The sequence below is a fragment of the Paraburkholderia guartelaensis genome (assembly GCF_004353905.1).
GTDB classification, from domain to species: domain Bacteria; phylum Pseudomonadota; class Gammaproteobacteria; order Burkholderiales; family Burkholderiaceae; genus Paraburkholderia; species Paraburkholderia guartelaensis.
Map to the genome: position 1 here is coordinate 1 of NZ_SMOD01000060.1, position 25,806 is coordinate 25,806.

Annotated in this window: 28 protein-coding genes; 26 read left to right on the plus strand and 2 right to left on the minus strand. The window is 59.4% G+C overall.

Annotated features, from left to right (window positions below; translation table 11 throughout):
• The 3 genes from E1N52_RS39250 to E1N52_RS39260 form a co-directional block, all read left to right on the plus strand.
• A partial coding sequence (locus tag E1N52_RS39250) for an ATP-binding protein (protein ID WP_165979553.1) occupies positions 1-223 on the plus strand: 223 nt, incomplete at its 5' end.
• 34 nt (positions 224-257) lie between these two features.
• Positions 258-515, plus strand: a complete 258-nt coding sequence (locus tag E1N52_RS39255) for a DUF3717 domain-containing protein (protein ID WP_246089417.1) — start codon at positions 258-260, stop codon at positions 513-515.
• Positions 516-1,160: 645 nt separating this feature from the next.
• The gene (locus E1N52_RS39260; RefSeq protein WP_133190057.1) at positions 1,161-1,484 is read left to right on the plus strand and encodes an XRE family transcriptional regulator; all 324 of its coding nucleotides are present in this window, start codon (positions 1,161-1,163) and stop codon (positions 1,482-1,484) included.
• Positions 1,485-2,226: 742 nt separating this feature from the next.
• Here E1N52_RS39260 and vapC read toward each other — a convergent pair.
• Together vapC and E1N52_RS39270 are read right to left on the minus strand one after the other, a co-directional pair.
• The gene (vapC, locus tag E1N52_RS39265) at positions 2,227-2,631 is read right to left on the minus strand and encodes a type II toxin-antitoxin system VapC family toxin (RefSeq protein WP_133190059.1); all 405 of its coding nucleotides are present in this window, start codon (positions 2,629-2,631) and stop codon (positions 2,227-2,229) included.
• Complete coding sequence (locus E1N52_RS39270; protein WP_133190061.1) at positions 2,628-2,822, minus strand: type II toxin-antitoxin system VapB family antitoxin; 195 nt, start codon at positions 2,820-2,822, stop codon at positions 2,628-2,630. The genes vapC and E1N52_RS39270 overlap by 4 nt, the downstream gene beginning before the upstream one ends.
• Positions 2,823-4,738: 1,916 nt before the next feature.
• Here E1N52_RS39270 and E1N52_RS39275 point away from each other — a divergent pair.
• From E1N52_RS39275 to E1N52_RS39375, 23 genes are all read left to right on the plus strand, one after another.
• Positions 4,739-5,983, plus strand: a complete 1,245-nt coding sequence (locus E1N52_RS39275) for a ParA family protein (RefSeq protein ID WP_133190063.1) — start codon at positions 4,739-4,741, stop codon at positions 5,981-5,983.
• Positions 5,980-7,002 carry a ParB/RepB/Spo0J family partition protein gene (locus tag E1N52_RS39280; RefSeq protein WP_133190065.1) on the plus strand — a complete coding sequence of 341 codons (1,023 nt, stop codon included), beginning with the start codon at positions 5,980-5,982 and terminating at the stop codon, positions 7,000-7,002. The genes E1N52_RS39275 and E1N52_RS39280 overlap by 4 nt, the downstream gene beginning before the upstream one ends.
• Before the next feature lie 241 nt (positions 7,003-7,243).
• Complete coding sequence (locus E1N52_RS39285; protein ID WP_133190067.1) at positions 7,244-8,386, plus strand: Replication protein O; 1,143 nt, start codon at positions 7,244-7,246, stop codon at positions 8,384-8,386.
• Positions 8,387-9,541: 1,155 nt separating this feature from the next.
• Positions 9,542-10,570 carry a tRNA 2-selenouridine(34) synthase MnmH gene (gene mnmH, locus E1N52_RS39290; RefSeq protein WP_133190069.1) on the plus strand — a complete coding sequence of 343 codons (1,029 nt, stop codon included), beginning with the start codon at positions 9,542-9,544 and terminating at the stop codon, positions 10,568-10,570.
• A 727-nt stretch (positions 10,571-11,297) separates the two neighbouring features.
• On the plus strand, positions 11,298-11,561 hold the full coding sequence (locus E1N52_RS39295) for a hypothetical protein (RefSeq protein WP_133190071.1): 264 nt from the start codon (positions 11,298-11,300) through the stop codon (positions 11,559-11,561).
• 14 nt (positions 11,562-11,575) lie between these two features.
• Positions 11,576-12,289, plus strand: a complete 714-nt coding sequence (locus E1N52_RS39300; protein WP_133190073.1) for a helix-turn-helix transcriptional regulator — start codon at positions 11,576-11,578, stop codon at positions 12,287-12,289.
• Positions 12,273-13,286 carry a fatty acid desaturase gene (locus tag E1N52_RS39305; protein WP_133190075.1) on the plus strand — a complete coding sequence of 338 codons (1,014 nt, stop codon included), beginning with the start codon at positions 12,273-12,275 and terminating at the stop codon, positions 13,284-13,286. Before E1N52_RS39300 ends, E1N52_RS39305 begins: the two co-directional genes overlap by 17 nt.
• Before the next feature lie 421 nt (positions 13,287-13,707).
• Complete coding sequence (locus E1N52_RS39310; protein WP_133190077.1) at positions 13,708-14,022, plus strand: hypothetical protein; 315 nt, start codon at positions 13,708-13,710, stop codon at positions 14,020-14,022.
• Between the two features lie 130 nt (positions 14,023-14,152).
• Complete coding sequence (locus tag E1N52_RS39315) at positions 14,153-14,815, plus strand: lytic transglycosylase domain-containing protein (RefSeq protein WP_133190079.1); 663 nt, start codon at positions 14,153-14,155, stop codon at positions 14,813-14,815.
• A 46-nt stretch (positions 14,816-14,861) separates the two neighbouring features.
• Positions 14,862-15,212, plus strand: a complete 351-nt coding sequence (locus tag E1N52_RS39320; protein ID WP_133190081.1) for a hypothetical protein — start codon at positions 14,862-14,864, stop codon at positions 15,210-15,212.
• 9 nt (positions 15,213-15,221) lie between these two features.
• On the plus strand, positions 15,222-15,659 hold the full coding sequence (locus E1N52_RS39325; protein ID WP_133190083.1) for a VirB3 family type IV secretion system protein: 438 nt from the start codon (positions 15,222-15,224) through the stop codon (positions 15,657-15,659).
• Positions 15,659-18,232, plus strand: coding sequence for a VirB4 family type IV secretion system protein (locus E1N52_RS39330; protein ID WP_133190085.1), 2,574 nt, complete (start codon positions 15,659-15,661; stop codon positions 18,230-18,232). The genes E1N52_RS39325 and E1N52_RS39330 overlap by 1 nt, the downstream gene beginning before the upstream one ends.
• Before the next feature lie 10 nt (positions 18,233-18,242).
• Entirely contained in the window at positions 18,243-18,920 is a 678-nt protein-coding gene (locus E1N52_RS39335) for a TrbJ/VirB5 family protein (RefSeq protein WP_133190087.1), read from the plus strand.
• Complete coding sequence (locus E1N52_RS39340) at positions 18,910-19,155, plus strand: hypothetical protein (RefSeq protein WP_133190089.1); 246 nt, start codon at positions 18,910-18,912, stop codon at positions 19,153-19,155. Before E1N52_RS39335 ends, E1N52_RS39340 begins: the two co-directional genes overlap by 11 nt.
• A gap of 24 nt (positions 19,156-19,179) precedes the next feature.
• Positions 19,180-20,094, plus strand: coding sequence for a TrbL/VirB6 family protein (locus E1N52_RS39345; protein WP_133190091.1), 915 nt, complete (start codon positions 19,180-19,182; stop codon positions 20,092-20,094).
• An 8-nt stretch (positions 20,095-20,102) separates the two neighbouring features.
• Complete coding sequence (locus tag E1N52_RS45400; protein WP_281282824.1) at positions 20,103-20,231, plus strand: hypothetical protein; 129 nt, start codon at positions 20,103-20,105, stop codon at positions 20,229-20,231.
• Between the two features lie 23 nt (positions 20,232-20,254).
• Entirely contained in the window at positions 20,255-20,398 is a 144-nt protein-coding gene (locus tag E1N52_RS44415) for a hypothetical protein (protein ID WP_165979554.1), read from the plus strand.
• An 8-nt stretch (positions 20,399-20,406) separates the two neighbouring features.
• Positions 20,407-21,258 (plus strand): VirB8 family type IV secretion system protein, encoded by an 852-nt coding sequence (locus tag E1N52_RS39350; protein WP_133190093.1) that lies wholly within the window; start codon positions 20,407-20,409, stop codon positions 21,256-21,258.
• A 32-nt stretch (positions 21,259-21,290) separates the two neighbouring features.
• Complete coding sequence (locus E1N52_RS39355) at positions 21,291-22,172, plus strand: TrbG/VirB9 family P-type conjugative transfer protein (protein ID WP_246089418.1); 882 nt, start codon at positions 21,291-21,293, stop codon at positions 22,170-22,172.
• A gap of 17 nt (positions 22,173-22,189) precedes the next feature.
• Entirely contained in the window at positions 22,190-23,542 is a 1,353-nt protein-coding gene (locus E1N52_RS39360) for a TrbI/VirB10 family protein (RefSeq protein ID WP_133190097.1), read from the plus strand.
• Between the two features lie 19 nt (positions 23,543-23,561).
• Positions 23,562-24,068: a hypothetical protein gene (locus E1N52_RS39365; protein WP_133190099.1), complete on the plus strand. Its 507-nt coding sequence runs from the start codon at positions 23,562-23,564 to the stop codon at positions 24,066-24,068.
• 183 nt (positions 24,069-24,251) lie between these two features.
• Positions 24,252-25,289, plus strand: coding sequence for a P-type DNA transfer ATPase VirB11 (gene virB11 / locus E1N52_RS39370; protein WP_133190101.1), 1,038 nt, complete (start codon positions 24,252-24,254; stop codon positions 25,287-25,289).
• Between the two features lie 61 nt (positions 25,290-25,350).
• Entirely contained in the window at positions 25,351-25,728 is a 378-nt protein-coding gene (locus E1N52_RS39375; RefSeq protein ID WP_246089419.1) for a hypothetical protein, read from the plus strand.
• Positions 25,729-25,806 lie beyond the last annotated feature (78 nt).

The following is a 25,806-nucleotide window of genomic DNA, read 5'->3' on the forward strand; positions in this document are numbered from 1 at the left end:
CGGCCAGTGGGACCAGACCTTTGCTGACGATGCAACGCTCACGGCCGCGCTCCTCGACCGGCTGCTTCATCACGCACACGTCGTGCCGATCTCCGGCGACTCGTACAGGTTGAAGGAAAAACGTCAGGCCGGCATGATCAACCGCATCCCACCGCCGCACCTAAACGACGCGGACGACGTCAAACGCAAACGCAATTCGAAGGAGGCAGCACTCAACCAATAACCGTATGCGCAGGTGTATCAAATTTAAATTGCGTTTGCGTCCGAAGCTGTATCAGCTTGAGATTGCGCTTGACACTTTCGCCATCGCCGAAATCGAACAGGCGATCAACTACTGGCGCGCCCGGCAGATAGCTGGCGAGGATTGCGCGCTCTGGGCAGAGGTCCGCCTTCTGGCTGACGTATACGGGCTCATGATCTTCAGGCGCGCCAATTCCATCGAAGCGTCGAAACTCGACGATGACCTGTTGGACGTGATCGGGGTGGCTTTAAATCAGCGGGAACTGCCGCCGTGAGGTCCGGCGGCCTTCACAGGCCCCGTAGGCACCTCCAGATGCAGACAATCGCGCCGCACGCTGACCGGTCCACCTTCCTGCAAACCGGAAGTCGGATAATCGGGGGTGCTTCGCGCGCGCCGCGCGCCCGGATCGAGGCGCACGGGGACCCGCGCAGAATGCGTGGGGAGCGCGCAGAATGCGTGGGGAGCGCGCCGGCGCGCCGCGGGTCGCGGCGTGACGATCCGGCTCTGGCTCAGGCGCCGCCCCAGTCGGGGTCGTCAAGCGCCCGCAGGGCGCGTGTATCCACCGCGGCGAAGCCGTGGGCTGGATAACGTGCAGAATCTGCGCGCACATGCGTTGCGTCGCCTGTACATTCATCCTGTCGAGCGAGCATTCGTCGACATGAATCGAAGTACCGTACGGCGCGAAGGACGGGAGAACATCGAAGATGGCGAGCGTCTGGCGAGGGGAAACTGCTGACCGCGCCGGCGCGATTTGCTGCGCGGTTTACGGTGTGCTGCATCCCGTTGCCGCAGCGACATCATCGCCACTGAAACGCTGGTAAGTGCTCGTGAGTCGCTTCGGCACGCGAAAACCTGGAGGTCGCCCTGAAATATACAGAGGACGCTGTCTGCAGCGTTGAACAAACAGAAGGTGATAACAATGACGGTTGACGTACATGTAGAGATCCGACCCGAATGTCTGGTGCCAGCTGACGAAGGTTGGGAGCGGCCGCGCGGCGCCGAGGTGCAGGAGGTCGTGCGGCGTATTGGCTTGTCCGGGCGCGCGATCGCTCGCGTACTTGGGTTGAGCGAACACGGCGGGCGACAGATCCGCCGCTGGATTTCAGAGGATGCACCGATCAACTATCCGGCATGGGCTATTCTCTGCGACATGGCTGGTCTTGGGAGAATCTGGCGCGGTAAGACACTTGCGGCAAGCTCGCAAAGCTACGCATCCGAATCCGGCGACGGTCCCGAAGAATAGTTTCTTTCTCATCGGGCAGCCCGAGGACTGGCAAAACATTCGCATCCTGGTCGGCAGGTTCCCCGGCACCGGCTGCGGCGCAATGCTAGCGTTGATGTCCAAGGTTTCACGACGCCCCCGTCGGATCGTGGAGCCCTTCGCTGCTGTCCGCAGATTCCATCGATGCGAAAGACAAGCGGCGGCCGTCAGGTAACACAGTTGACTTTGTCACCGGTTGTTTCTGGAAGCACAAGCGACACCAGGAGGCCCCTCGGCTGGTAGCGACCGACCTACGCGGAAAATGGGCGAAGCAAGACGGAAAACGTCCGGGAAGCCGGACCCTACTGTCCCACTCGGTGGGCGCGCTGGGTGCCGCGGCTCCGAGCCGCAAAACCTTCTCGACCTGTGTGGATTGAACGAAGTGAGTCATGCGCCGACATGTGCCCGACAGGTATGGGTGATGATGTCACGATGCCGGCTGACGGTTTGTTGGTGATCGCGGCAAATAAGACTGGTCACGGAACGCGCCGTCCCGCCTTTTCCGGGCGGGGCTTTATCATTTCGCAGTCCTACTAGCCTGTCGATTCTTTCTGCTTGCAGTTCTTCAGTACCCGGACTCGCCCTGTTGTCCAATCGAGATGAGTTGTCAACGACTCGTTGTCGATCCAAGACAACACGACGGAGCCGCGGTCATCGAATTCAATCAGCGGTTCCCAAACGGTCGCGACAGTTATCACGGAAGGCGCCACGCGTACCGTCTTGGTCAGCCGTCGAATATGGCTGATCGAAGGCCAAGGTAATCGACGAATGGCTTAAAGTCCCGGTCGCTAAACAACAGCGGAACAGCGTTCTCAATGCAGTAAGTCGCAATAAGCGTATCGATGGTCTTCCTGATCGTCACGCCCTGCGCTCTCAAGTTGCGGTAATTTCTTGCAGCCTGGATGGCGTTGTCGGGACCGACGAGCGATACAACGCTGAGGTGCGTCGTCATCAACTGCCTGGCCACGTTGAAATCGGACTCGGCCGAGAAGCCCTGCAACACCTCCGCCACAATCAGGTCGCCGGTCATCAGCGCTTCCGTCCCCAACAAGAAGTCGAGCTTGTCGGTTTCCGCCGAGGCCACGCCCCGGAAATAGTCGATCCAGACGCTCGAATCGACGAGCGTCATCGATCAGTTCTCATCGCGTCGAGATCACCCTCCCAGTGGAGCTTCCCTCGGAACTGGCGGATTTGCTCTTGCTGCTTGAGCCGGATGATCGTCTTCAAGCCTAGTTCGACAGCTTCGCGCTTGGTCTTGATGCCGGTCGCGGCAAGCGCTTCCGCCATCAACTCGTCGTCAATTTCGATGTTGGTGCGCATGGCAACCTCGCAATGTGTACACATGCCATGAATTATACACATTCCCGCTGCTTGCTGACGGCGATCGGCAGTGACTACTGCCGCTCGCCCATAAACACTTGCCTATTCGCTTGACTTACGTCCGGTTCGCGTCGTGCATGTACGAAACCGGATCAGGCCCAAGACAATGAGTCGACTTGCCTCGGTGAGGTTCGCGGCGCCTTGATGCAGACCCAATTTTCAGGCGCCGTGAGCGCCATCGACCCATGCAGTGTGCGAGCTGCACTTGATCGTCGGGCATCATTCACGGAGGACCTCAGTCGATGCGGCCTGCGTTGACCAGAAGTCCTAGCAGCGCGCCGCAATAGTCCGGGCGGTAGCCGCATTCGAAACCGAAGGCGGGACTCAAGAACCCTACCACGTGAACTGAATGTGTCAGGCCCACCGCTCGTCAATGGGAGCAAGGTGACAAGAAGCCGAGTGGCGTTTCGGCTCGTATCCTAATCCGCGACACATTCCCGAACTACCACCGCAATCATTGATCTGAAGGCGGATCAACCGACGCACCTAAACGTAAAGTTTTCGCTCGCCAAGACCTGCTTGTTTTCTCGGGATATAGACCTGCACAGACCTCTGTCACAGACCTCTGTATTCGTCGTATTGATCGCATCGAGGAGATTGGGCGAAGGGAGAGGACTCGGCCGATCAGCGCGGGCGCTCGCGCAATTGCCTTAACATCAAGAATCCCAGCTGCAGCCGCCCGCTGCTCGTCTCCGGCGAAAATCCAGCCTGATCCGTCTACAGTCTTACCCACTGTTTCCTGAACAACTAAGAGACCGGGTCATTTGTTCGCCTCTCGGAGGTACTTCGCTCGAAGACTGTTAGTTGCACCATGGATGCCGGTAGCAATACTACAAATTACGTCGCAAACACTACATCCACTGCAGGAATTACCGCCACGCGGCCAAGAGTATCACAGAGATAGCATGCGCGGCCGATGCTACCCCATCAGCCGCGTGAAACATTTCAAATCCTTGAAACTAAGTGCTTGATCACTAAAGGTTTCGGCGAGAACAAAAAGCCAGTTGCTATGTTTCACGAAGTAGCTTTGCGAGTCACATCGAGGCAACTAGGTGGCGGCTTTGATCTGCTTTCCCAGCTGTCGTGGTGCATTCGAATTTATCCACCTTGGAAGGCTATCAGAGACACGCCACCACCGATCTCTAGGGCGCCGAGAGTCAGCCTCACCCGACACAAAAGCAACTCGAAATTCATCGATCAGTGAGGGGTCTTCCTTTGCACTCGGTTGTCTGATCGATCTCGTTCCCGCCTGCCTTGTTCGCATCGAGCCTTCGGACCACACGCTCCGTCGCAGTGTGGTCGCACCTCAGTTCCACCGCCATTTCGGTTGGATTCCGCCGCTTGTATTTCTCCAGGTCGTATTCGTAATCCTCGCGCTCCGGGCTCCAGCACGGCCGCTCTGCTCTTTCAGCGGGCGCACTTCATCATGTAGACGACCGACTCCTTAATTCGGTTGGCGTATGCCGCATGGGCAAACGTCGCGCTTCCGAAAGCCAGAGCCGGACATGCGATCGAGAGGAGCGTCTCGATGTTGTCGTGCGGGATCGAGAGCGCATGGCCGCTGGGGGCACAAGATACGCGCCGCGTCCCCTTCTCTATTGTCATCTTTCGGGCGAAAGCCAGCCTTATCGGATATGCCTCTCCCGATTCTCTTCCCTGCCAGTGAAACAGGGCAACTCCTTGATCCTCTTTCGAGCTTTCCCCCGGAGTCCTCGATTGGACATGGGTTTTGAGTCTGGCACCCAATGCAAAGTTTACTTGCGGGGTCGGAGTTAACCGTATACATTTCCGGCAATCCGCCATTCAACGATGGATCTTGCGACGAATGGCGACTCGATCAACGAACAACTCGAAGGATGGAACTCGTGGGAACGAATGCTAAGCCCATCGTATCGATCGACGCCATCGTCAACCATACGCCTACCTCGATTGCGCTGGATGATATCGAGATCATCTCGGATCACGCCAACGAAACGCTGCTGACCGTGCGAGAGCAGATGCTCCTGCCCCACCCCAAGAAACACGCGCCGGTCTTCACGACGACACAGATTGCATCGCTCTGCCGGATCGACCGGAAGAAGGTGAACTACTACTGGGAACGCGAAGAACTCGGCCTGCCCCAAGGTACGAGCCTGCCGCGCACGCGCCAATTCACACTGGTCGAGGCCCGCGAGTGGGTCGCCAAAGTGGGCCCCTTCCCTGCCCGGCCGGCTGGCGTCAAAGGCAAGAAGATCGCCATCGGTAACTTTAAAGGCGGCGTGACCAAAACGACAAGCGCGATGACGCTTGCGCAAGGCCTCTCGTTGTTTGGCCGCCGCGTGCTACTCGTAGACCTGGACCCTCAGGCTTCGCTGAGTGCACTCAACGGCGTGATTGCAGACAGCGAAGTGACGGACGAACAGACCATTCTGCCGCTGATTTACGGCGAGCAAAGCGATCTCACCTACGCGATTCAGTCGACATACTGGGATGGCATTGACCTGATTCCGTCCAGCGCTGCCCTCTTCTCTGCTGAATTCTATCTGCCGTTTAAACAGTCCAAGGACAGTAGCTTCCGGTTCTGGGATGTGCTCAACGCCGGCCTCGAACCGCTGCTCGACAAGTACGACGTCGTCATCATTGATACGCCGCCTGCCCTCTCCTACGTGACAATTAACGCGTTCATGGCCGCGGACGGTCTCATCGTACCCATTCCGCCGAACGCTCTTGACTACGCATCGTCGACTCAGTTCTGGTCTCTCTTCACCGACTTGGCCAAGAGCATGAAGTCCGTCGTACCGGACCTCCAGAAGCGCTTTGACTTCATTCATGTCCTGCTGACGAAGGTGGACGCCAGCCAAATCGCCACAAACAAGGTGCGCGAGTGGATCACCCGCTCTTACGACAGCCTGGTTCTCCCCATCGAGATTCCGACGACAACCGTCACGACCACAGCGTCAATGGAGTTCGGTACCGTGTACGACATCTCGAAGTACGAGGGCAGCAATAAGACGTACCAGCGCGCACGCGAAGCGTATGACCGCTTTGCTGAAATGATTGATCAGCAGATCACTGCTCTCTGGGTTGCCGAGGCACGTGATCTCATGGAGGCCGCGGCATGAGTCTTCGGGACAAACTAGCCGCGAAAAATGCAGCGATTGCGGCAGCTGCTGACTCGGGACGTCCAGCCAGCCGCCCTAGTGACGGCGCATCCAAGACGGCTCCCGGCAGGCTGCTAGAGGCCATGCCATTGCTGGCAGAGAAGGAAAAGGAGGTCGCAGGCCTTGAAGCCCAGATCACCAAGCTGCGTGACGAGCTCAAGGTAGCCGCCAGTGCGGGCGCTGACCTTCCCCTTAACCAATTGCTGGAGATCGAAGGCCGGCGCCGAAAGATGACGCCGGAGAAGTACGCCGAACTGCGTGAAAACCTTCGCCACAAGAAGCTGATTCATCCCGTGGTAGTTCGTCGGATCGAAGAAGGGCGCTACGAGATCGTTTCAGGTCATCACCGTGTCGACGCTTACCGCGATATCGGCCGCGAAACCATCCGCTGCGTGATCATCGAGGGCACTGACGACGAAGCCACGGATGGCGCATTCAACGCCAACCTGATGCAGTCGGCGCTGACGGACTACGAGAAATATCTCGGGTTCAAGATGAGCATCGAACGGACGCCGGGGCTTACGCAAGCTGCGCTCGCCGAGCAATACGGCCTAACGGGGGCGATGATTTCATACATCTTCTCGTTCGACCAACTCCCCTTGGACGCGCTTTCGGTGATCGAGGAGAAGCCTGAGATCATTGGATCGACCGCGGTTGCGGCGCTCGCCGGCATAGCCAAAGCAGGGAAGGCCGGCCGCGTGGTCGAAGCAATCAAGCGTCTCGCGGCCGGCGAGATCGACCAAGGACAGGCAGTTAAGCTAGCGGGGCAGGATCCAGCAAAAACCAAGCCGGAAGCGGCGGCCTCCGACAAGATCAAGCAAGGGAAGGCCACGTATTGTGAGATGCGCCGCGCGAAAAATGTCGTGCGCCTCCAGTTCAAATCGGAAGCAGAAGCAGAGCGGGTTCACGCAGCGATTCGACAGATGCTCGAGGAGCAATCCAGGGCCCCAACCGTCGAGACAGAAGCGTTTGAAAAATAAAGTCGTTTGAAATCATGGACTTAAGAAACTTAAGTCACGCAGGAGAACCGATGTAGCGGACTCTAGATAGCAAAAAGCCCCCGGCTGGAACCGAGGGCTTTTTCGTAACGGGCTTGGCTGGAACCTCGCTCGCCACACTCACCGACTGGAATCGGCAAGGCACATCCACAAGCCCCGAGTGTAGCGGATTGCGAGAGGCAGTCAAGCAAAACCCAACCATTTTTTGGTTTGGACGCTCGACATGTCTATCGCGCAACAATTCGTTGCTGGCGAGGGTGAAGCACACCCTCAAATCGGCAACAGGAACGAAACAGATTCCGCTGCTCTCGTCGCCTTCAAGTGCGACTCCACGAACCTGCCTTGGGTGATCTTTCGCGCGGCGTTCCGCGCAGCCCACATTGAAGGCCTCCCGCAACGTGCGCGCGCCCTACTCTCCGCACTTGCCCGTACTGTCGACGCCGAGCGCCCGTTCGCCGCAATATTCGCCCGCAGAGAGCTTCTCACAGGCCGCGCCATGCAGTCGATGCGGACGCTTTACCGTAGCCTCGATGACCTCGAAGTAGCTGGTCTGATCGATCGTCGCGCGCAAGCTCGTTACGTAGAAGCTGGCCTCTTCGGTCGCGCCTATCTTCACCTTACTCAGCTCGCTGCCGAGCTTCTCGGACTCATCGAAGAGCGCCCCCGTATCACTCTCCCGGCGTCGCCCGTCCCTGATACTGACACTTCGAAACTGCCGTCTGCCACCGTGGCAGACGGACCTATATATAAGGATCTTTACCCTGCTTCTTCTCAAAAGAGACAATCAGGAGAGCTGCCCGCGGATCTTCGGCGTCTGCAGGTACTGGGCTTTTCTAAATTTCTGATCTTCAAACTCATGCGGATCGCTCGAGAAAATGGCAAGCGCCTGTCCGACGTGGTCGAAGTCACGTGGAACCACCTGAGGGCCGCTAAGCGTCCCATCAACTATCTCGGCTCCTTGCTTCGCAGCCCGGTCGACTTTGGACATCAGCTTCGCCGGAAACACGAAGCCGCAATCGAGGCCGAGAAACGGATCGAAGAAACGAAGCAGACAGAACTCCTAGCGAAAGCGCACGCTGGCGAAACGTTCGAATCGATCGACGGCACGATCCGCTACACCGTAGACACCGACGGTAACCACCTGACCGTCTACAGCACCGAGGACGGGGTGCCGCGACTTGCCGTAAACTGGAAGCGGGACTTCGCCCGCGCACTAACGACCGGACGGATTCGCCGCCTTGTACAGTCACCGTCTCATGTCCCCGCTTCGCTTCCGGGGAAGCTTCCGGTCACCGGGGATGTTCGGTCCCATATCGCTGGACTGCGAAAGGTCCTTGGCATGCGTGAACCTCGATTGACCGCGTGAGAAAGCCAAGTGAGTTGACTACGCTTTACCGCGTCACCTGCAAACCGTTACGGTTCTCACCATCGGCAATGTTTCGCGAACCGTCCCCCCTCCGGATTGGTCAAAACCTGAGTGCTGACCGCCGCAGAGTTTGTTAAACAGCCCTTTGACGGGTACCCGGGCAAACTTGTTTGATTCCCTGTGGGATGAGCTTTGTTGTGGGATCTTCATTCACGATTTCAACAACGTGATTAGCAGCGAGCACCGTTGACCAGTCACGGTTATGTCTGATGGCCTCGTCGGCCCGTAGGTATCTGGCGCGTCGCTATTAATGCCATTGCTACGCTCGAAACTATCGACGATACGTACCCGCAACCAACAACAGGCGTTTGTTATCAGGATCCTGGCGTCACGCTCTGATCGCTTGCTGTTTCCGCAAGCAAAAAGCCCAGCGACTAGTGCAGCCGCGACGAGACGACGAACCGCGGTGGATTCTTTCGGGCGCTTTGACCAATGCTGCTGACTTCTTTTTGCATTCCGGTCGGATAGGGCGGGACTGTGCCCTGTCTCAGAGTCAGGTTTGCGACCTCATGTCAATCGCGGCACTCGAGCTTTCTTTTTCGTGGCGCCGAACAGCTCACCTCCGGTAACCGAGTGTCTCTTCTTGAGGGACTTGATTTCCCCACTGACCGCGTGTGAGCACCGGATCCTGCACATAACCTCCTGATTGCATTCGGAATCTAGTTGCTCAACCGGGTAGTGTTGCTCTTTCTTCACTGTTTCAATGTTATGTATTTTATTTTGTACTCCAAAGTAAAATGTTCAAAAAAATCCGCTAGGCTCGTTGCCCGCTCATATGCCCTCCAATGTTCCGGCGAGATCAGCCGCGCCCGCACGTTCCAAATCGCAGTCGACCGCTCAACCGATCGGCTCGGTACCGAAACGCACTGACAACTTCAAGGCGTGCAATTAATCTCGCTTTCCATGCGTACTCGTGCTGGCCGGGGACGGCGTCGTGCCAGGGTGGCGCTTCGTCGACGTCATCCGATTGGTGTGGCGGATACGAGGACCACCTCGGCATCGGCCTGCCGCATATGTCAATATTCGAGTCAGGGCATCCACAAATTTGCCAAAATGGAGACGTCGGCACATTCTCAGCGGGAAGGGCGGGCGTCCATGTATCGATTTGAAGAGTACGACCTGATCATCGACGCGCGCTGCGAGCGAGAATTTGCGGAGGATCACATCCCCGGCGCAATCAACCTGCCGGTCGTCAACAACGACGAGTACGCAGAAGTTGGAACCTTGCATCGAACCGACAAGATGCGCGCGTACCTGATTGGTGTGTCATATTCGCTGAGGAACATTTCGCGTCACTTGGATACCGTGATCGTGAGCCGCCCTCGCCGCGACAGGATTCTTGTGTATTGCTTTCGAGGGGGGAAACGCAGCCGCCTATGGTTCGATGCACTGGACACAGTCGGCTACAAAGTGGAACGGTTGCCGGGTGGATGGAAAGGGTACCGCCGCTGGGTCAACGAGCAACTGGAAATTCGCCCACGAGAGTTTTCGTATCTCGTTCTTTCAGGTCCGACCGGCTGCGGCAAAACGCGTTTGCTCGAACAGCTTGCGGCCGAGGGTGCGCAGGTGCTCGATCTTGAGGCGATCGCTGCACATCGTGGTTCTGTCATCGGTGCAATCCCGGGGGTTCCACAGCCGACCCAGAAGTACTTTGACAGCTTACTTCTCCACAAGCTCTCGACCTTCTCACCAACGCGCCCGGTGTGGATTGAGGCAGAAAGTAAAAAGATCGGTAATGTCCAACTTCCGCTGGCGCTGCTCGAAACAATGCACTCAACCGGGACGCTGTTGCAGATTAGTGCGCCGATGGCCGAGCGAGTCCGGCTCTGGCGGGAAGATTACGCGCACTTTGAAAGCGATCCAGATTCCCTAGTGGAGCGACTGACGCACCTGCGAAGTCTCGTTGGAGGTAAAGAACTCGAACTATGGCATGAGCTGGCTGCGTCGCGAAGGATTCCTGAATTGTTCGAACGCCTAATGATTTCGCACTACGATCCGAGCTATGCGCGTTCTACGAAGCGAGGCTACCACCCACTCGGCGAGTCGCCTCCCATAGAGTTAGTGGATCTGCAGCCTGCTAGCCTCAACCATATCGCTCGCAACCTCATCAGTCGCTTTGGCTGATATGCAAGTGGCATTGACTGTCACTCAATCGCCTAGCCGCGCCCCGCATTTCTTGCCGCTACGGCGCGCAGATCAGGACCCAGAATAAGAGCTAATTACCGAAATATGCAGGCCGGTTCGCATTAGTGTTTCCGGATGTAACAGCGGTGGCATGCCCAGAAGTTGGAGCATTAACTTCACACGAAACCCTTTGATCCGGACAGGACCGACTGTCGGATTGGGAATATTGGGGCATGTCCGCGACAATCGACGACCGCATCATCTGGTTCCTAAACGAGCGGGCTCGGCTTGATTCGACAGGCAACAAGCTTGGATGCGTGCGTTATGCGTGGCTATGAATAACCGAAGTCGAAATCGATAGGTTCATAAAGTACGTGAAAGGGCTGGCCGAGCGCCCCGGTGCTGAAAAGGAATCGCGCAACAGTAGGGCGTTTAGGCGTTGCTGCTGCATGTCCAAATACTGTCGGGTTGAGAACTATGAGCGAATGCGTCAACATCCAGTGTCCGACTTGTGAAGCGTCATTCGGCGACGATTGCTGGGAGGTCTTGCAGGAGAACGAGGTTCATCGACTGACGTGCCAGACATGTCAAACAGTCTTTTTCACTAGGCTGTTCGAATGCACAGCTTGCGTGGCCGACAACGTCGTTTCCGCTCTGTCTGCACGAGAATGTCACGATCACACGTGTAGAAAGTGTGGTCATCACCCGCACGATATTGGTGAGGACTATGAAGAATCTTATCTTTGAGCGCAATGTTGGCGCGTCCTCCGAGAGGGTCGGCGTAAGGCTATACCGGGTGGCCACCGGGTTCATTGCGGAGCGGTTTCTCGTTCAGGGAAACCAAACGGTCGCGGTGCAGGTACTCCCGATGTCGGTACGTGCCGATTTTGAGGGCTTTGCATTGGCGGATCCGCATTACTCGACTATGCGAGCCATTTATGGAGAGGTGCGGAGGCTGGTGTGGGGCCGCCAGGTTGATGAGGCACATTGAGCAAGGTCGGACTCATGGATCTGAGTGTTGATGATCTGTTGAATGCCACGGATGAGCTGGAACTGATCTCGCTTGTCAATCGCACGATTCAAGCTCACGGAGCAGAGTGGTTTGTGTTTGCCTCTCTGCACCCCTCCGACTATTCAGATAGTCGATCGACCTACCGGTTCTTGATCGGCTGCCGTCCGGAGTGGTGCCAGCTGTATAACGCAAATCGGTGGTACCTAACCGACCCATGCCTCGAGTATGCGCGCTCCAACACGGCGCCTGTGTTAGGTTCAGCGTTGCCCGTCCACACTGCGGGACAGAAACATATGCTGGAGGTGGCCGCGGAGTATGGATTCCGGAGCGTCTATTTGATTCCAGCTCATACGAGCGAAAACGGTCGCATCGGAATTCTATATCTCGGGTCCGATCGGCCTCCGGAAGAAGCCGAGCCGCAATTCCACGAGGGCCGCCCCTTCTTTCGTGCTTTGGCGTTGGAGCTTCTCGAGTGGTCCTCCAGTGCTCTGAGGGAAGAGGCCTTGCAGACGACAGGTCTTACGCAAGACGAGGTCCATCTCTTGGCTCTGGTAAAGACGGGCTTCACGGCGGCCGAAATCGCAACCGAACTACGGGTCTCATCGATGACGGTCTATCGCCAGTTTCAGAGGATCAACGAGAAGCTCGGCGTTGGTCGCATTACCAGAGCCGTGAAATTTGCGGAAGAGCATGGCCTCCTGGCGTGAAAATCAAGGATGGTACTGGCTTTCGGTGATGATGCCGGCTGCTGCAATTTTGGCGTTTCTTTGGGATCGTCCGTGGCGGTTTCTGTTCTGCCTGATTGCTACAATCCTACTAGGTGACTTGCTCCTCGGCGAACATGTTGAAGCCGACGGCGAGCAACACTGTGACACAGTGATCAGCGCTGCGGTTCCCGCCGCCTTTATTTGCCTCTGGTTGTTCGCGCTTCTCACGGCGGTGATCCGCTTGCGATGGGTGGCTGTACCTGAATACGCGGGGTTCACTGCCGCATGTGGTGTTTTGAGTGCGTTTGCAATGGCGCACATCCATGAAATTTTGCATCATGGTGATCAACGGCTCAGAGTGGCATCTGATATCGCGCTGGCGTTGGCTGGCTATCCACACTACCGGATCGTTCACGACCTGCATCACTCGCACGTAGGAGATCCGCGCTACGGCTCAACTGCTCGCCTTGGCCTTTCGCTGTGGCGACATGTCGGCAACTCCCTTCGTCTTTCGTCACTCGCTGCATTCACGCACGATCGGCTCCGAATGGCGAAAGGTCGAAAGAGCAGGCTCATACGGGCGGCTGCAGCTTACATTGCGACCCTCGGAGTGTTTGGGTGCCTTGGTGGTGCCCGCGGCATTCTGTTCTATCTCGGGCAGAGCGCTATCTCTGTGTTCATCGTCGAGGCGATCGGCTATATCCAACACTACGGTCTGGTTGGTACCGCCCGCAATCGTGAAGACGCGCTAGCGTGGGACGTGCGTTTTTGGTTGTCGAATCGGCTTTTCGTGAACAACGGGCTCCACACCCATCACCATCTCGATCAGACACGCTCATACGAGCGTCTCAGGTTGATCGGCACAGCGACCCCAGCCGGCTATCTGCATATGTTCATCCTCGCGCTCGTTCCACAGCTCTGGTTCTTGGTAATGAATCGCCATGTGGAATTGTTCAGTCGCCCTCATAGCATAGGCGAAGATGAAACGCAAGAATAAAGGTGGATCTTGAAGTTGTCAGCATGCTTCGACCAAAGTGTAAGTGCGGCGTCGATTCAGTGTTGCCATTCGCGGACGGCGTGACGCATTGGAAGAGAGAGAAGGCGGAATGAATGGCTTCGAGCGTTAGTGCGGGCGGGACCCGCGTCTGGTCATTTACGGCCTTGCTGTCGGGCAGCTTGTCAGCGTGGCGCGTGATATCCGCATGCATGGTGACGGGCACGCACGCGGTCAATCTTGCCCGCATGCTCAGGAAGTGCTTCGCGAGCGCCGGCATAACGGTCGTAGCGCCTGTTCGCCAAATCGTCGCACAGTACGAGTAGCTGATCGCAGGTTGACGGGCAAAAGAGCCATGTCTATAATCAAAACACAAATTTTGATTTTTGATTTTCATAAATCAAAAAATGATTCATGATGCTTGATGAATCCTCTCGCTTGCTGCAAAAAGCCTCTTTCGGTGCAAAGAAAGGGCGATATGGGTATTACGCAAGCGGAATTGGCGAAAGGGCTACTCACCCGGCCTCGCGTGGCGATCTTCATGGGACCGCTTCGCTCGTGGCAGATGGAATTGACGGCAGACGAAAAAGTCCTGGCGGTGGAGACGCAGCGGGGGCATCCAAAGACGTGGCGCGTTCTGGACGACGCGATCGCCTTTGCGTGCGAACACTGCAAGGACGCGGAAGAGATCCGGATCCGCTTCAAGGATAGGGAGTTTGTAGCAGGCAATATCCGATGATCGACCAGTGACGGTGCTACCAACACCGCCACCGGCCTAACCATTGATTACCGTGCGAGGGAAATAATGGCTAGCCTCATTGTAGGCGCGGGGATCGGGACCGCGCGCGCTCACTGGATCGAGTACGCCCATGCTTGATTTCAACCAGTTAGCGCAACAGTGCGCGCCATCTGTGCATCCCGTCACGATGCAAGCCATCGCTCGCACCGAATCCGGCTTCAACCCTTACGCAATCGGTGTAGTTGGCGGCCGCCTGGCGCGACAACCCCGCGACTCCGAAGAGGCGGTTGCCACGGCTCGCGCGCTCGAGGCACGTGGAATCAATTTCAGCGTCGGGTTAGGACAGGTTAACCGGTTCAATCTCGCCCGGTATGGCCTTACGTACGCAGCCGCTTTCGACCCATGCGCCAATCTGCGTGCGGGCAGTGCGATCCTGTACGCCTGCTATCAGCGGGCAAGTGCCGCGTATGGTCAGGGCCAACGCGCCTTGCGGGCGGCAATCAGTTGCTATTACAGCGGCAATTTCGCTGGCGGCGAACGGGCTCAATCCAGCGGATCCAGCTACGTTCAGCGTGTCGTTGCCAATGCACGGAGCACGGCGGGACCTGTCGACATGGTCCCCGCGATACCCGTCATCATGGACCGGCCAGCCGGTCCGACAACGCAGGTTGGCGCAGGAGCGGCTAAGTCGCGTACCACGAGTCACGCCGTTCGAGAGCCGCGCCAGGATGCGCCACATCCGTCGTGGGATGCCTTTGGTGACTTCGGCTGCGACAGCGATTCGTGCAGATGACTTGATCGGCCGCACCGCGGCTCTTGTTTGAAAAAGGAGAGGTCATATGTTTCGGAAAATGAAACTCTATCCAATCCGGTTAGTACAACTGAAAGATCATGCGAAACGCATGACTGGCGCTGCCAGGTCAACGCTGCTTGGCGCCGCACTGATTGCGCCCGGACTTGCCTTGGCCGGAGGCGGCCTTGATTCAGCGACGGAGGGCGCGAATACGTTCAAGATCTGGCTGTATTCGTTTCTCGGTGTCTGTGCTTCCTGCGTGCTGCTATGGAAAGGGGCGGAGTGCTGGGCAGACCGTTCTCACTGGAGCGAGTTCGTTACGCTCGGCGGCAAGGTCGCAGTGGTCGGCGCCGTGGTCGGCGTGCTCGCTCCGTACCTGTGGAACCTCTTTACCTGAGCACACGCCATGTCGGACGAGAAAGCCCGCTATCCCGGTTTCAATGGTCTTGGCCGTACTGCGGCCATCTGGGGCGTGCCTTACATGGCGATGCTGGTGGTAGTCGTCGCCTCGATGTTCATGGGTGTGCTCGTCGCCTTCTTCGTCGGCCCGGGCGGCCTGCTGTTCGTGTTTCTCGGCTTTCCTGTGCTGCTGTGGTTCAAGCACATATGCGAAACCGATGATCAGGGGCTGTGGATCATGTGGTTGCAGTTCCGCTGCCGCTTCTATTTCTGGCAGTTGCGCATTCGCGCAGGGGTAAATGCCGGACGGGCGGCACCAAACTTCGGCAACACGTCGGCGCTTGCGCCATTGCGCTACGGCCGGCAGCGTCGTGTCTTCTGCGATTTTCTCCAACCATTGGGCAAGGGCGAGCGCCGGCTGCGTGAGCTCGATCGGGAGCCGTGATGGGCAGCAGACCAACCATCTCGAGCGAGATCCTCGGCGCAATCGGCGCCGTCGAAGACTGGATGCCAAAGTTCAGGCATCCGGTCACGAAGCACGTGCAGCACCTCGATGGAAACCGGTTCATGGTCACACTTGCACTGAGTGGCGTGCCGTTCGAGGTATTCGAAAACATCGTGCTTGAGCGCAAGTTCGACCGCGACACCGAGACCCTGAGCAAACTGGGTCGCGACCTTGGCGGGCGTCTTGCCTACCACGGTGTTTTCATGCGACGGCGGGTGAATGTCAGTCGCGAGTACCGTTTCGACAGCCCCTTCATGAACTGGTTTTCGACGCAGCATGGCGGGCAGTTCAGGGGTGGCCGGTTCTTTGAAAACCGCTACTACTTTTCGATCATCCTGAAGTACGAGGATTTCGAGGATGGGCTGAAGGAAATCGCGTCACTCGCCGGGCAGGCGCTGCAACAGCTTGCGGACTATGAGGCCGAACTGCTCGAGGTGTACGAACGCACGCATATGAACGGCGCGAAGATGCTGTTCTCGCCGCTGTATGGTTTCGTCAGCTATCTCGTGAACGCTGTGACGGTCGATCTGCCTGTCGCTGCGGAGCCGGGTGTAGACGTCATCCCGTCAAGCTATCTTCGCTTCGGCTACGATACGCACGCGATCGACGGGCCGGGAGTGCCGGGCCACCGGCGGTTCTTCACCTGCCGCGATCTGCGCACTTTCCCGGACAAGCCGGGCTTTGGCCAGCTTGATCCGTTGCTCTCGTTGCCAGTCGAATTCACGGTCGTGCATTCATTCAACTGCATGACGGGTTTCGAGTCGAATCGCACGATCGACTCGGCGATCAACAAGCTCGAGTCTGCCGGCGACAAGGCGAAGCATCAGGTCAGGGAACTGCGCGATGCGCAGGGTTACGTCAACACGGGCGAGCTGTCGTTCGGCGAGTACTACGGCGCGGCCGTGATCTACGGCGCAAGTACACAGGAGGCGCTGGAAAACGGAATCCTGTTCGCATCGCGCTCGCTCAACGAATGCGGAGTCGAGTGGACGCTTGCGACCGGTTCGGCGCCCTTCACGTATTTTTCGCAGGTCCCTGGTGCGAGGGTCAAGCCACGGCCGAAGATCCAGTCTTCGCGCAACTTCGCGTCGATGTTCACCTGTCACGACTATTCGGCGGGCAAGGCCGAGGGCAATCCGGTTGGCGACGGCTCAGCTGTCATTCCGTTCCGTTCGGCGTCGGGAATCTATCACTTCAGCCCGCATGCGAGCCGGCAGGGTGACGTCAACATGGCAGAGAAGCTGGCCGCGCACCTGAAACTGCAAGGCACAACGGGTGCTGGCAAGTCGACTGTCGCAACCGCCGTCACTGGCATGCTGTCCCGGTTTGGCCAGCTGCTGTTCGTACTGGACAAGGGCCGGGGCTGGGAAGTATTCATCCGCGCGATGCGCGGCGCCTACGTCCATCTGGAAAAAGGCAAGCCGACTGGCTGGGCGCCGTTCGAGCTGGTCGACACCGCTGAGAATCGCGAGTTCCTGTATGGGCTGGTCGAACTTTGCGCGCGCAGGAACGGCGTCGATCACCAGGGCAAGGCCATCAAGATCGATCTGAGCGCCGCGGAGAAGATCCAGTGCCGCAACGCCGTCGATGCAGTGATGGGCATCGAGGACGTTCGCCTGCGGCGATTCAGCCTGCTGCTCGACAGCATTCCGGATGAGGGTGATGACAGCCTGCGCCAGCGGCTGTCGCTGTGGTGCAAATCGGAGAACGGCCGCTTCTGGTGGGTGTTCGACAACCCGCCGAACCTGTCGCTGAACATGACGCAACAGCGCTGGATCGGTTTCGACGTCGAGGCATTCCTTGTCGAGAACTATGAACCCTCGGAGCCGGCGTTCGCCTGGCTTTTCCACCTCAAGAGGATGATGCGACGGGAGGGCAGGCTCATGCAGACCGTGATGGAAGAGTACTGGTTGCCAATCCGCTTCCGCACGATTCGCGAACAGATCGAGGAGACGCTCGCAAGCGGCCGGAAGGAGGGTGAGTTCATCATGCTGATTACCCAGCAGCCCGAGCAGGGCCAGAAGGCTGCCGACCTGTACCCGGCGCTGCGCAGCCTCGTCGCTACGAATCTGTATCTGGCCGATCCGGCGGCGGAAGAAGAGGCGTACGTGCGTGATGGCATGACGCGCAAGGAATTCAGCGAGTTCAAAAAGCTCACGCCGTCGTCGCGCCGGTTTCTCATCAAACAGGGCAACCAGTCGGCGTTCGCGAGTTTTGACATCAGCAGCATGGATGACGCGATCGCGGTGTTTTCGGGTGACCGCGAGAACGTCCTGATCTGCGACACCGTGCGCGCGGAGCTGGGGGACGATCCGGACGTGTGGTTACCGGTCTACCTGGAACGCGTCTTCGAACGCAAGATGCGTACGCGCCTGGCGGCAAAGCATGGTGCCGATGAGCGACTGTGGGCCGGCGAGCTGCAGCGCGGTCTTGAGCGCAAGCGGGCCGAGCTCGCCCGCATCTATTCGTCGGCACGCGCGGTCGACGCCGGTAACGAAGCTGTCACTGCCTGATGGGGGAATCGTGAACGTCAACGATGACGAACGCCCTGCACGCCTGCTGCGGGCCGCCCGTGTGGCCGTCACCGCGTTCTGCCTCGGTGCCACGGCCATCGCACGTGCGCAGGGCGTACCGACCATCTCACCTGCCGAGCTTGCCCAGCAGATGGAGCAGGTCCAGCAGCTGATGCAGCAGATCGAGAACCAGGAGGCACAGTACCGGGCACTCACCGGTAACAGCAGCCTGGGCACGATCATGAACGACGCGTCCCTGCGCAACTATCTGCCAGAACAGTGGCAGGACATTTACGACCAGGCGAAGCGTGGCAGCCTGTCGGGCATCAGCTCGACGATGCGCTCGATCGAGCAGCAGGAAGGCATGACGGACGCCGCGACGCCGGGGCAACAACGCTACTACGACGTGCTCGCGGCTAACAAGGCGATGAACGAGCAGGCGTACAGCGCGACGATGGCGCGGCTCAATAACATCCAGTCGCTGATGCAGCAGTCGAACCTCACTCAGGATCCGGCTGAGAAGGCGGACCTGCAGAACCGCATGGCTGCTGAAGAGGCGATGGTTACCAATGAGCAGACGCGCCTGCAGCTCACTACCCAACTGCAGCAGGCGGAGCTAAAGCTTGCGGAGGACCAGCAGGAGCGGGAATTCAAAAACCAGTTTCTCGGAGGCTCAAATGGTCAATAAGGCATTGCTTGGTACGGTCGTCAGTCTGCTGGTCGTCATTGCCGGCTATCTGGGCTATCTCGCGTGGGACCGCCATCAGCACAACGTGCAGGAGGAGATCGCGCACAGGCAGGATCTGGAGTTCAGGGCACATCTACTCGGTACGACGCCCGAAAAGCTCGAGCAGGAGGAAACGCCCGAACAGCGCCAGCAGGACAAGGAGGCCGAACAGGTGGTGAAAAAAGCAATGCAGTAATTGAAACGATTTCAGGAGTCGAAGATGTCATTTGCGCCTATCACAACGACGATTTTCTCAAGAATGACGTCCGACTTCGATGCGAACGTCATCACGACCATCAGCACGGGTTCCGAACGCATCATCGGACTGATTTCGCCATTGATGATGGCGTGCTTCAGCATCTACGTGCTTTTGGTCCTGTGGTCGTACTGGCAAGGGCACAACGACGAACCCATTAACGACTTCCTGATGCGTATGGCGGCCTGGGCGTTCATTCTGACCTGCGGCATGAACATCCAGTTCTACACCGAATACATCGTGCCAGCTGTGAACGGGTTCGGCGAGCAGCTCTCCGGTGCGATCACCGGGCAGAGCAATCCGGTTTCGGGTCTCGACAATTTGTTGAGCGCATACATCAACGCCTGTGGACAGATCTACGATCACGCACACAACTTCGAAATCATCGGCGCAGTTTGGGTGATTTCAGTGATGCTTATCTTTGCCACTCCCTTCATGGGGTTGGCCGTGGCCTACATCATCCTCGCCAAATTTGCGCTCGGGCTGCTGCTCGCACTCGGACCACTGTTCATCTCAATGGCGCTGTTTCCGCCCGTGCGGCAGTTCTTCCGGAACTGGGCAGGACAGTGCTTCAATTACGTGCTGCTCGTCGCCCTGTTCGCAGGTGCAGGTGCGATAGAGGTCAATTTCGCACAGTCGATCGCTCCGAACGGAACGACCTTCCCGTCGATGCAGCAGGTGGTCGAGATCAACGTGATGGGCGTGGTGTTCTTCGTCGTCGCCCTGAATCTTCCGGGCCTGGCCTCGGCGCTGGCAAGTGGCGTGGGCATTTCGACGATGACGGGCAAGCTGGGTGGTCTGGGTCGTGCGCTAGCCGCTGCCTCGAAACCGGGGAGTGCAGGCAAGTACAGGACGGGTGGCTCCGTTTCGCAAACGTAGGAGGATCCATGCCTGACTTCTTTGCGAAGCTGATCCGCTGGTGGTTGCTCGCCGTCTGCTGGGTCACGTGTGCCGGCTTCGTGGGGGCGTTGCTTAACGATGTCGGTACGTTCATCTATCACCGGTTGCATCGATGACCAATGAATGGAGGGCATCTGGCATGAAAACCCTGTTCTGGGCAGGCCTGCTCGCATTTATCCTGCAGGCATGCAGCTCTGCGCCGAAACCACCGGAGCCGACGGGCCAATGGGTGCCAGTCAACCCGCCGCTGGCCCAGCAGTCCGGCCGCACGGAACCGAAGTGAGGACCAGGATGGTATCGGCAATCAGACAATGGTTTGCGGCGGGCGCGGGCTCGCGCAATCGCGCACGGACGTCGACCGCATCCGCCGCGCGCGGGGAGGCAGCAGCAAATGCCGTTGACCGGTCACAGCGCGACGCACTCAGCTGGTATCTGGACCAGGCGCGGGAGTTCGAAAAGTCGAAGGTTGAGGCCGCCGAAGAGAAGGCGAGGATCGCCGAGCGCCGATCGGTACTCTCGGGCGGCATCGCCCTCGCGGCTGTTTTTGGCATGGCGGCTTTAGGACTCCTAAAAAGACCGAATCCACCGGCGATTCTGCGTGTCAACGATACAACCGGAAAGGTCGATGTGCTGCCGACGACTGCGAATGGCCACGTCAGCTTCACTGAAAAAACTGACCGCGCGGACCTGCGCCGCTACGTCGAGATGCGCGAGAGCTACGACTGGGAGACGATCTCGGACATGCACAGCGCGGTGATGTTCATGAGCGACGATCGCGAAAGGGATGCTTATGACGCGCTTGTCCGTGGCTCGGCCGGCCCGCTCAAGCTGCTCAAGGACCAGGCACGCGTCATCGCCCGGGTTGGCTCGATTACTTTTGTCGGTTCGACCGCGCAGGTGTTTTTTTCACGACAGCTGATCCCGCTGAATGCGGCGGCGAAGCGCCCGGACCCGAACTACTGGATTGCGACAGTGGCCTTCACCCGCGTCGATGTGCCGGAGAAGCAGGATCAGCAGGATATTGATCCGGACGGGTTCAGGTGCACCAGTTACGAGGTGACACGCGACTATACCCGCGCGCCGGCGGATGCGTCCCCCGATGCCGTACCGACGGGTTCGAGGCCGGGCGGGAGCGCGTCGTGAGTTGTCCTGGACTGCGTTCGCCGATAGGTGCCGTGGCGATTATCGCCGCTTGCGCGCTTGCGGCTGGCCGCGTCCGTGCGCTAGAAATCCCGCGCAGCTGCGGCGCTGACCCGCACATCCAGTGCGCGACATATAGCCCTGATCAGGCCTACCGCGTGGCGACGATGCCGGGCCGGGTAGTGATGATCCAGTTCGAGCCCGGTGAGCACATCCTGAAGGACGGCGGTGGCATTGGCGACGCGCGCGCCTGGCACGTTTCGGTCAACGACAGCGGAGCGTTGCTCAAGCCCGGTGCGCTGCAACCCGAAACCAACCTCGTGCTCGTGACCAACCGGCGCACCTATTCGTTGTCGCTTGTTGACGTATCGCGGTTGCAGCCCGCGACGTGGATCCTGCGCTTCGAGTATCCGGACACGAAGGCGAAGGCCGCGGCCGAACAGCTGCGGCGCCGCGAGGCGGTCGGCTCGGCGCTGGCGGGCCAGCAGGACGAGCCTGCGGTCCCGGCAGCAATCGCAGCGCCAGGCGCGGTGACGTCCCCAGGTCCGTCTGGGTCAGCCACGCCCGCAGCGAACGTGCAGTACATGATGCGCGGCGATCGCGCGCTTGCGCCCACCGCCTTGTGGGACGACGGACGTTTCACCTACTTCAAGTACGCAACCGCGCGCGACCTGCCGACGATCTTCACGAAGCTCCCGGATGGCAGCGAGGCGACCGCGAATTTTCATATGGAAGGCGACACCGTCGTCGTCCATGAGGTCTCAAGCGGGTTTGTCATCCGCTACGGGCAGTCGGTGCTGGGCATCCGCAACGACGGCTACTCGCCGGACGGGCACTACAACCGTACCGCCTCCTCGTTGCACGGCACGGCGCGCATCGAGCGCGCACACGTCGGCAGCGATCGGCCGGAAGACTGACGGGAGAGCCGAAGCGCATGAGCGAACGCAACGAAATCGGTAGTGCTGGGCCTGCTGACATCGGGCCTCAGCCGTCGCTGGACCTGCCCGGGCGCCGCCGCACGCGTGCGGGAAGGCTCAAGCTCGTGCTGGTCGCGTTGATCGTGATCGCGCTGGGCGCTTCGGGCGGCACGATCTACCTGCAGCGGCTCTTCCAGCAGCATCAGGATGCGAAGCAGGCGGCGCTCAACAAGCCAAAGGATAGCGGCGCGAGCGAGACTGGCGCTGACCTCGAGACCCAGAAGGCGCGCATCAAGCGCGCCGAAGCCGAGCAGGCGCGCGCCGCATCGGACGCGGCCGCCGCTGCGGCAAGACAGCAGCTTGCGACGCCGGCCGGTGCCGCGTCGCGGCCCATCGGCGAAGGGAGCACTACGATCGCGAGCAACCGGCCACGGTCGCCGACACCCGCTGAGCGGCGTCTCTCAGGCAGCGTGCTCGTGATGTCCGGCGACAGCAGGGGCGCCGACGCTCCTGGGGAATCCACTCCAGCGTCCAGTGACGCTGGCGGTGGCAATGCCGACACCATCGGCAACGGTCCGGGTGGCGATGGTCTGGCCGGCATGGCGAAGTCCATGGGGCTCGCGGCGCTGAGGGGGGGCCCATCTGGAGCCGCCAGTTCATCTGGCACAGGGCTGGATAACCATGATGCCGGCAACGGCAAGGGGTCGGCTTTCGACCAGTCGTTACAGCCCTCGAAGCTGCAACCGATGCGTGCCTCGTTCCGGCCCGACCGACGCTACATGATTGCCCGCAACACCATGATCCGCTGCGGCCAGGCCACCGCAATCCGCACCGACCGGCCGGGACTGGTTGGCTGCCCGATCGCGGATGACGTCTGGTCGGACGATGGCACGACGTTGCTTATCCGCAAGGGCGCACTGGCCAAGGGCGAGCAGCGCGATGCAGTGATGCACGGGCAGGGCGTGATCGGAGTGATCTGGGACGAGATTGACGACGGTGATGTGCGTATTCCCCTGGACTCACCGGCAACCGATCCGCTCGGCGCTGCGGGCATTCCCGCCTACATTGATGAGCACTTCTGGACCCGCTTCGGTGGCGCACTGGTGGTGAGCCTCATTGGCGACTTCGGGCAGGCCCTTGCCAACAAGGCCACCGGCTCGGGCCAGACGATCACCTTCACGAACAGCTCGAACGCGACACAGGATGTGGCCGCAGAGACGCTACGCAACTCGATCAACATCCCGCCCACCGCGTACTCGAACCAGGGCACCGTGATCAACATCTTCGTTGCCCGCGATGTGGATCTGGGCAGCGTGTATGAAAACGTCGGCAGTGACGGCAGCGAGATTGCACCGTCGGGCCGCCAATGACGTCCGTGAGGACATGACGATGCGACTGCAGTTCCAGTTTCCCGACACCCTTGCGTTTCATGGCATCGAGCGTGATGCCTTCGAGGCCAGGTTGCGCGACGCGCTGCATTGCGCCTTCGACGGGAGCCGCGTGCGGCAGCAGGTCGAACAGGTCGATGCGCGCCTGCCGTTCGAGCCGTCTAACGTCCTGTCGCTGCGCCTGCTCGGCCACGAGCAAATCTTCGAGCAGTGCATGACGCTTGACCTGTCCCGATTCGACGACATGCCGATGGCGCTGCGCCGCGTGGTCACGCATGCCATCGGCGCTCGCCCCGGCCTTGGGCTGGCCGAGCCCGGCATTGCAGCGAACATCGTTGGCCAGAACAAGGAGGCAACTAACTGTCTTGCGCCGAACATCCCTGTAACACTACGCCGGCGCCGGACAAGCGTCCTTGTCCTGGCGATCGCAGCAGGCACCGCAGTGGGGGGCTGCTTACAGCGACGTGGAAGATTGACTGGACGGCGGCTGCTACTGCGGGGATGGTAACGACGGTAGTTTCCACGTCGCCTGCGCAAATGCTGCGCGATCTGGCGAGCAGCGCGCCTGACGGCGGGCGACTGTACCGGGTCCCGGTTCAGGTCGAACCGCACGACGTAGTTGCAGGATCGTGCAGACGGGCTCCGGGCAGCTATTGTCATCTCGCCTCAGGCATATATGAAAGGAGTACGTATGAATACAGTGGTTATCGATGTCATCGAAAAGGGCACCATCGCGCGCAGCTTCCTCCGGCAGATGGGTATCGCCAGTTTCCTTGACAGCAGCCTGACCGAGGTGGCCATTAACCGGCCCGGCGAGATCTGGACACAGGGATCGGGCGCCTGGAGGCAGCACGAGGCGCCCGCCTGCACGCTTGACGCCTGTTTCAAGCTCGCCAATGCCCTGACGGTGATGAAGGGGGGCAAATTCTCGACGAAGGAGCCCATTCACCCGGTTGTCCTTCCCGACGGCCAGCGCGGTCACGTGCTGATGCAGCCGGCGTGCGAGAAGGACACGATTTCGATCACCATCCGGATTCCTTCAAACCAGCGGTTCTCGGTCCACGAATACGAGCGTAGCGGCTGGTTCGCGGGCTACCGGGACGCGTCACCGCGCCGGGAGGTGCCGGCATCGCTCGACCTGCCGCCGTACGAGCAGGAAATGCTCGAGGCGAAGCGCCAGCGCAACGTCACCCGACTCGTTGAGCTCGCCGTCGCAAACCGCCTGAACATCGTGCTCGCTGGCGGCACGGGTTCCGGCAAGACGACGCTCAACAAGGCGCTGTCCGATCTCGTGCCGTCCGGTGAGCGGATCGGCACGATCGAGGATACGCCGGAACTGTCGCTGCCGAAGCATCCAAACCGCGTGCATATGTTCTTCAGCGATACCTTGCCCGCAAAGGAACTGGTGCGCTCGACGCTACGCATGAAGTTCGACCGCGTGTTTCTCGCCGAGCTGCGTGGCGACGAAACCTGGGACTACCTGACGCTGCTCAATACGGGTACGCCCGGTGGTATTACGACCGTTCACTGCAACGATGCCAGGTCGGCGCACTCCCGTATCGCGACGCTGGTCAAGCAGAGCGTGGTAGGTCAGACGCTCGACTGGCAATTCATCATGGATCAGGTCCGCGTAACCGTCGATCTCGTACTTTTCCTGCGCGACAAGCGTCTGGCGGAGATCTGGTACGACCCGGTGGGCAAATGGCAGCTGCTGGGAGGCGTCGCATGAAAGGGCGCGCTGCATCACCCACCCAGCCCGGCACTGCCACACGGCGGATGGAGCCGGGGAGGTGACCAACCATGAAGGACGAACCATGCCGAAAGCTCTCCGCATTCTCATTCCGTGTCTGGTCGTGCTGGTGATCGTGGCCGCCGCAGTGACGCTTGGTCAGTATCTCGGCGGGCTGCTGTTCACGAAAATGCAGAAGCTGCCGCAGGACGCGGTTGGCGTCTTTACTTTGTACGACTACTGGCAGGCTTGGGGTGACGTTCCCGCAGTCAGGCGGGCCCTGTCCGTCTGCACGCTGCTGTCAGCCGTCGTTGGCTGCATGCCCGTGGTCGTGATCACGATGGCGCTGTTGAAATCGCGCGGACGTATTGCGCAGTTCGGCAATGCGCGCTTCGCGACGCGCCGGGACATCGTGAAGGCCGGGCTGCTGGAGAAGTGATCATGAAGCCAGATTCGCATCTCACTGTACCGGCACGGCCAGGTACAACTGTTTTGCCGGTGCTGTTTCACCAGTGTG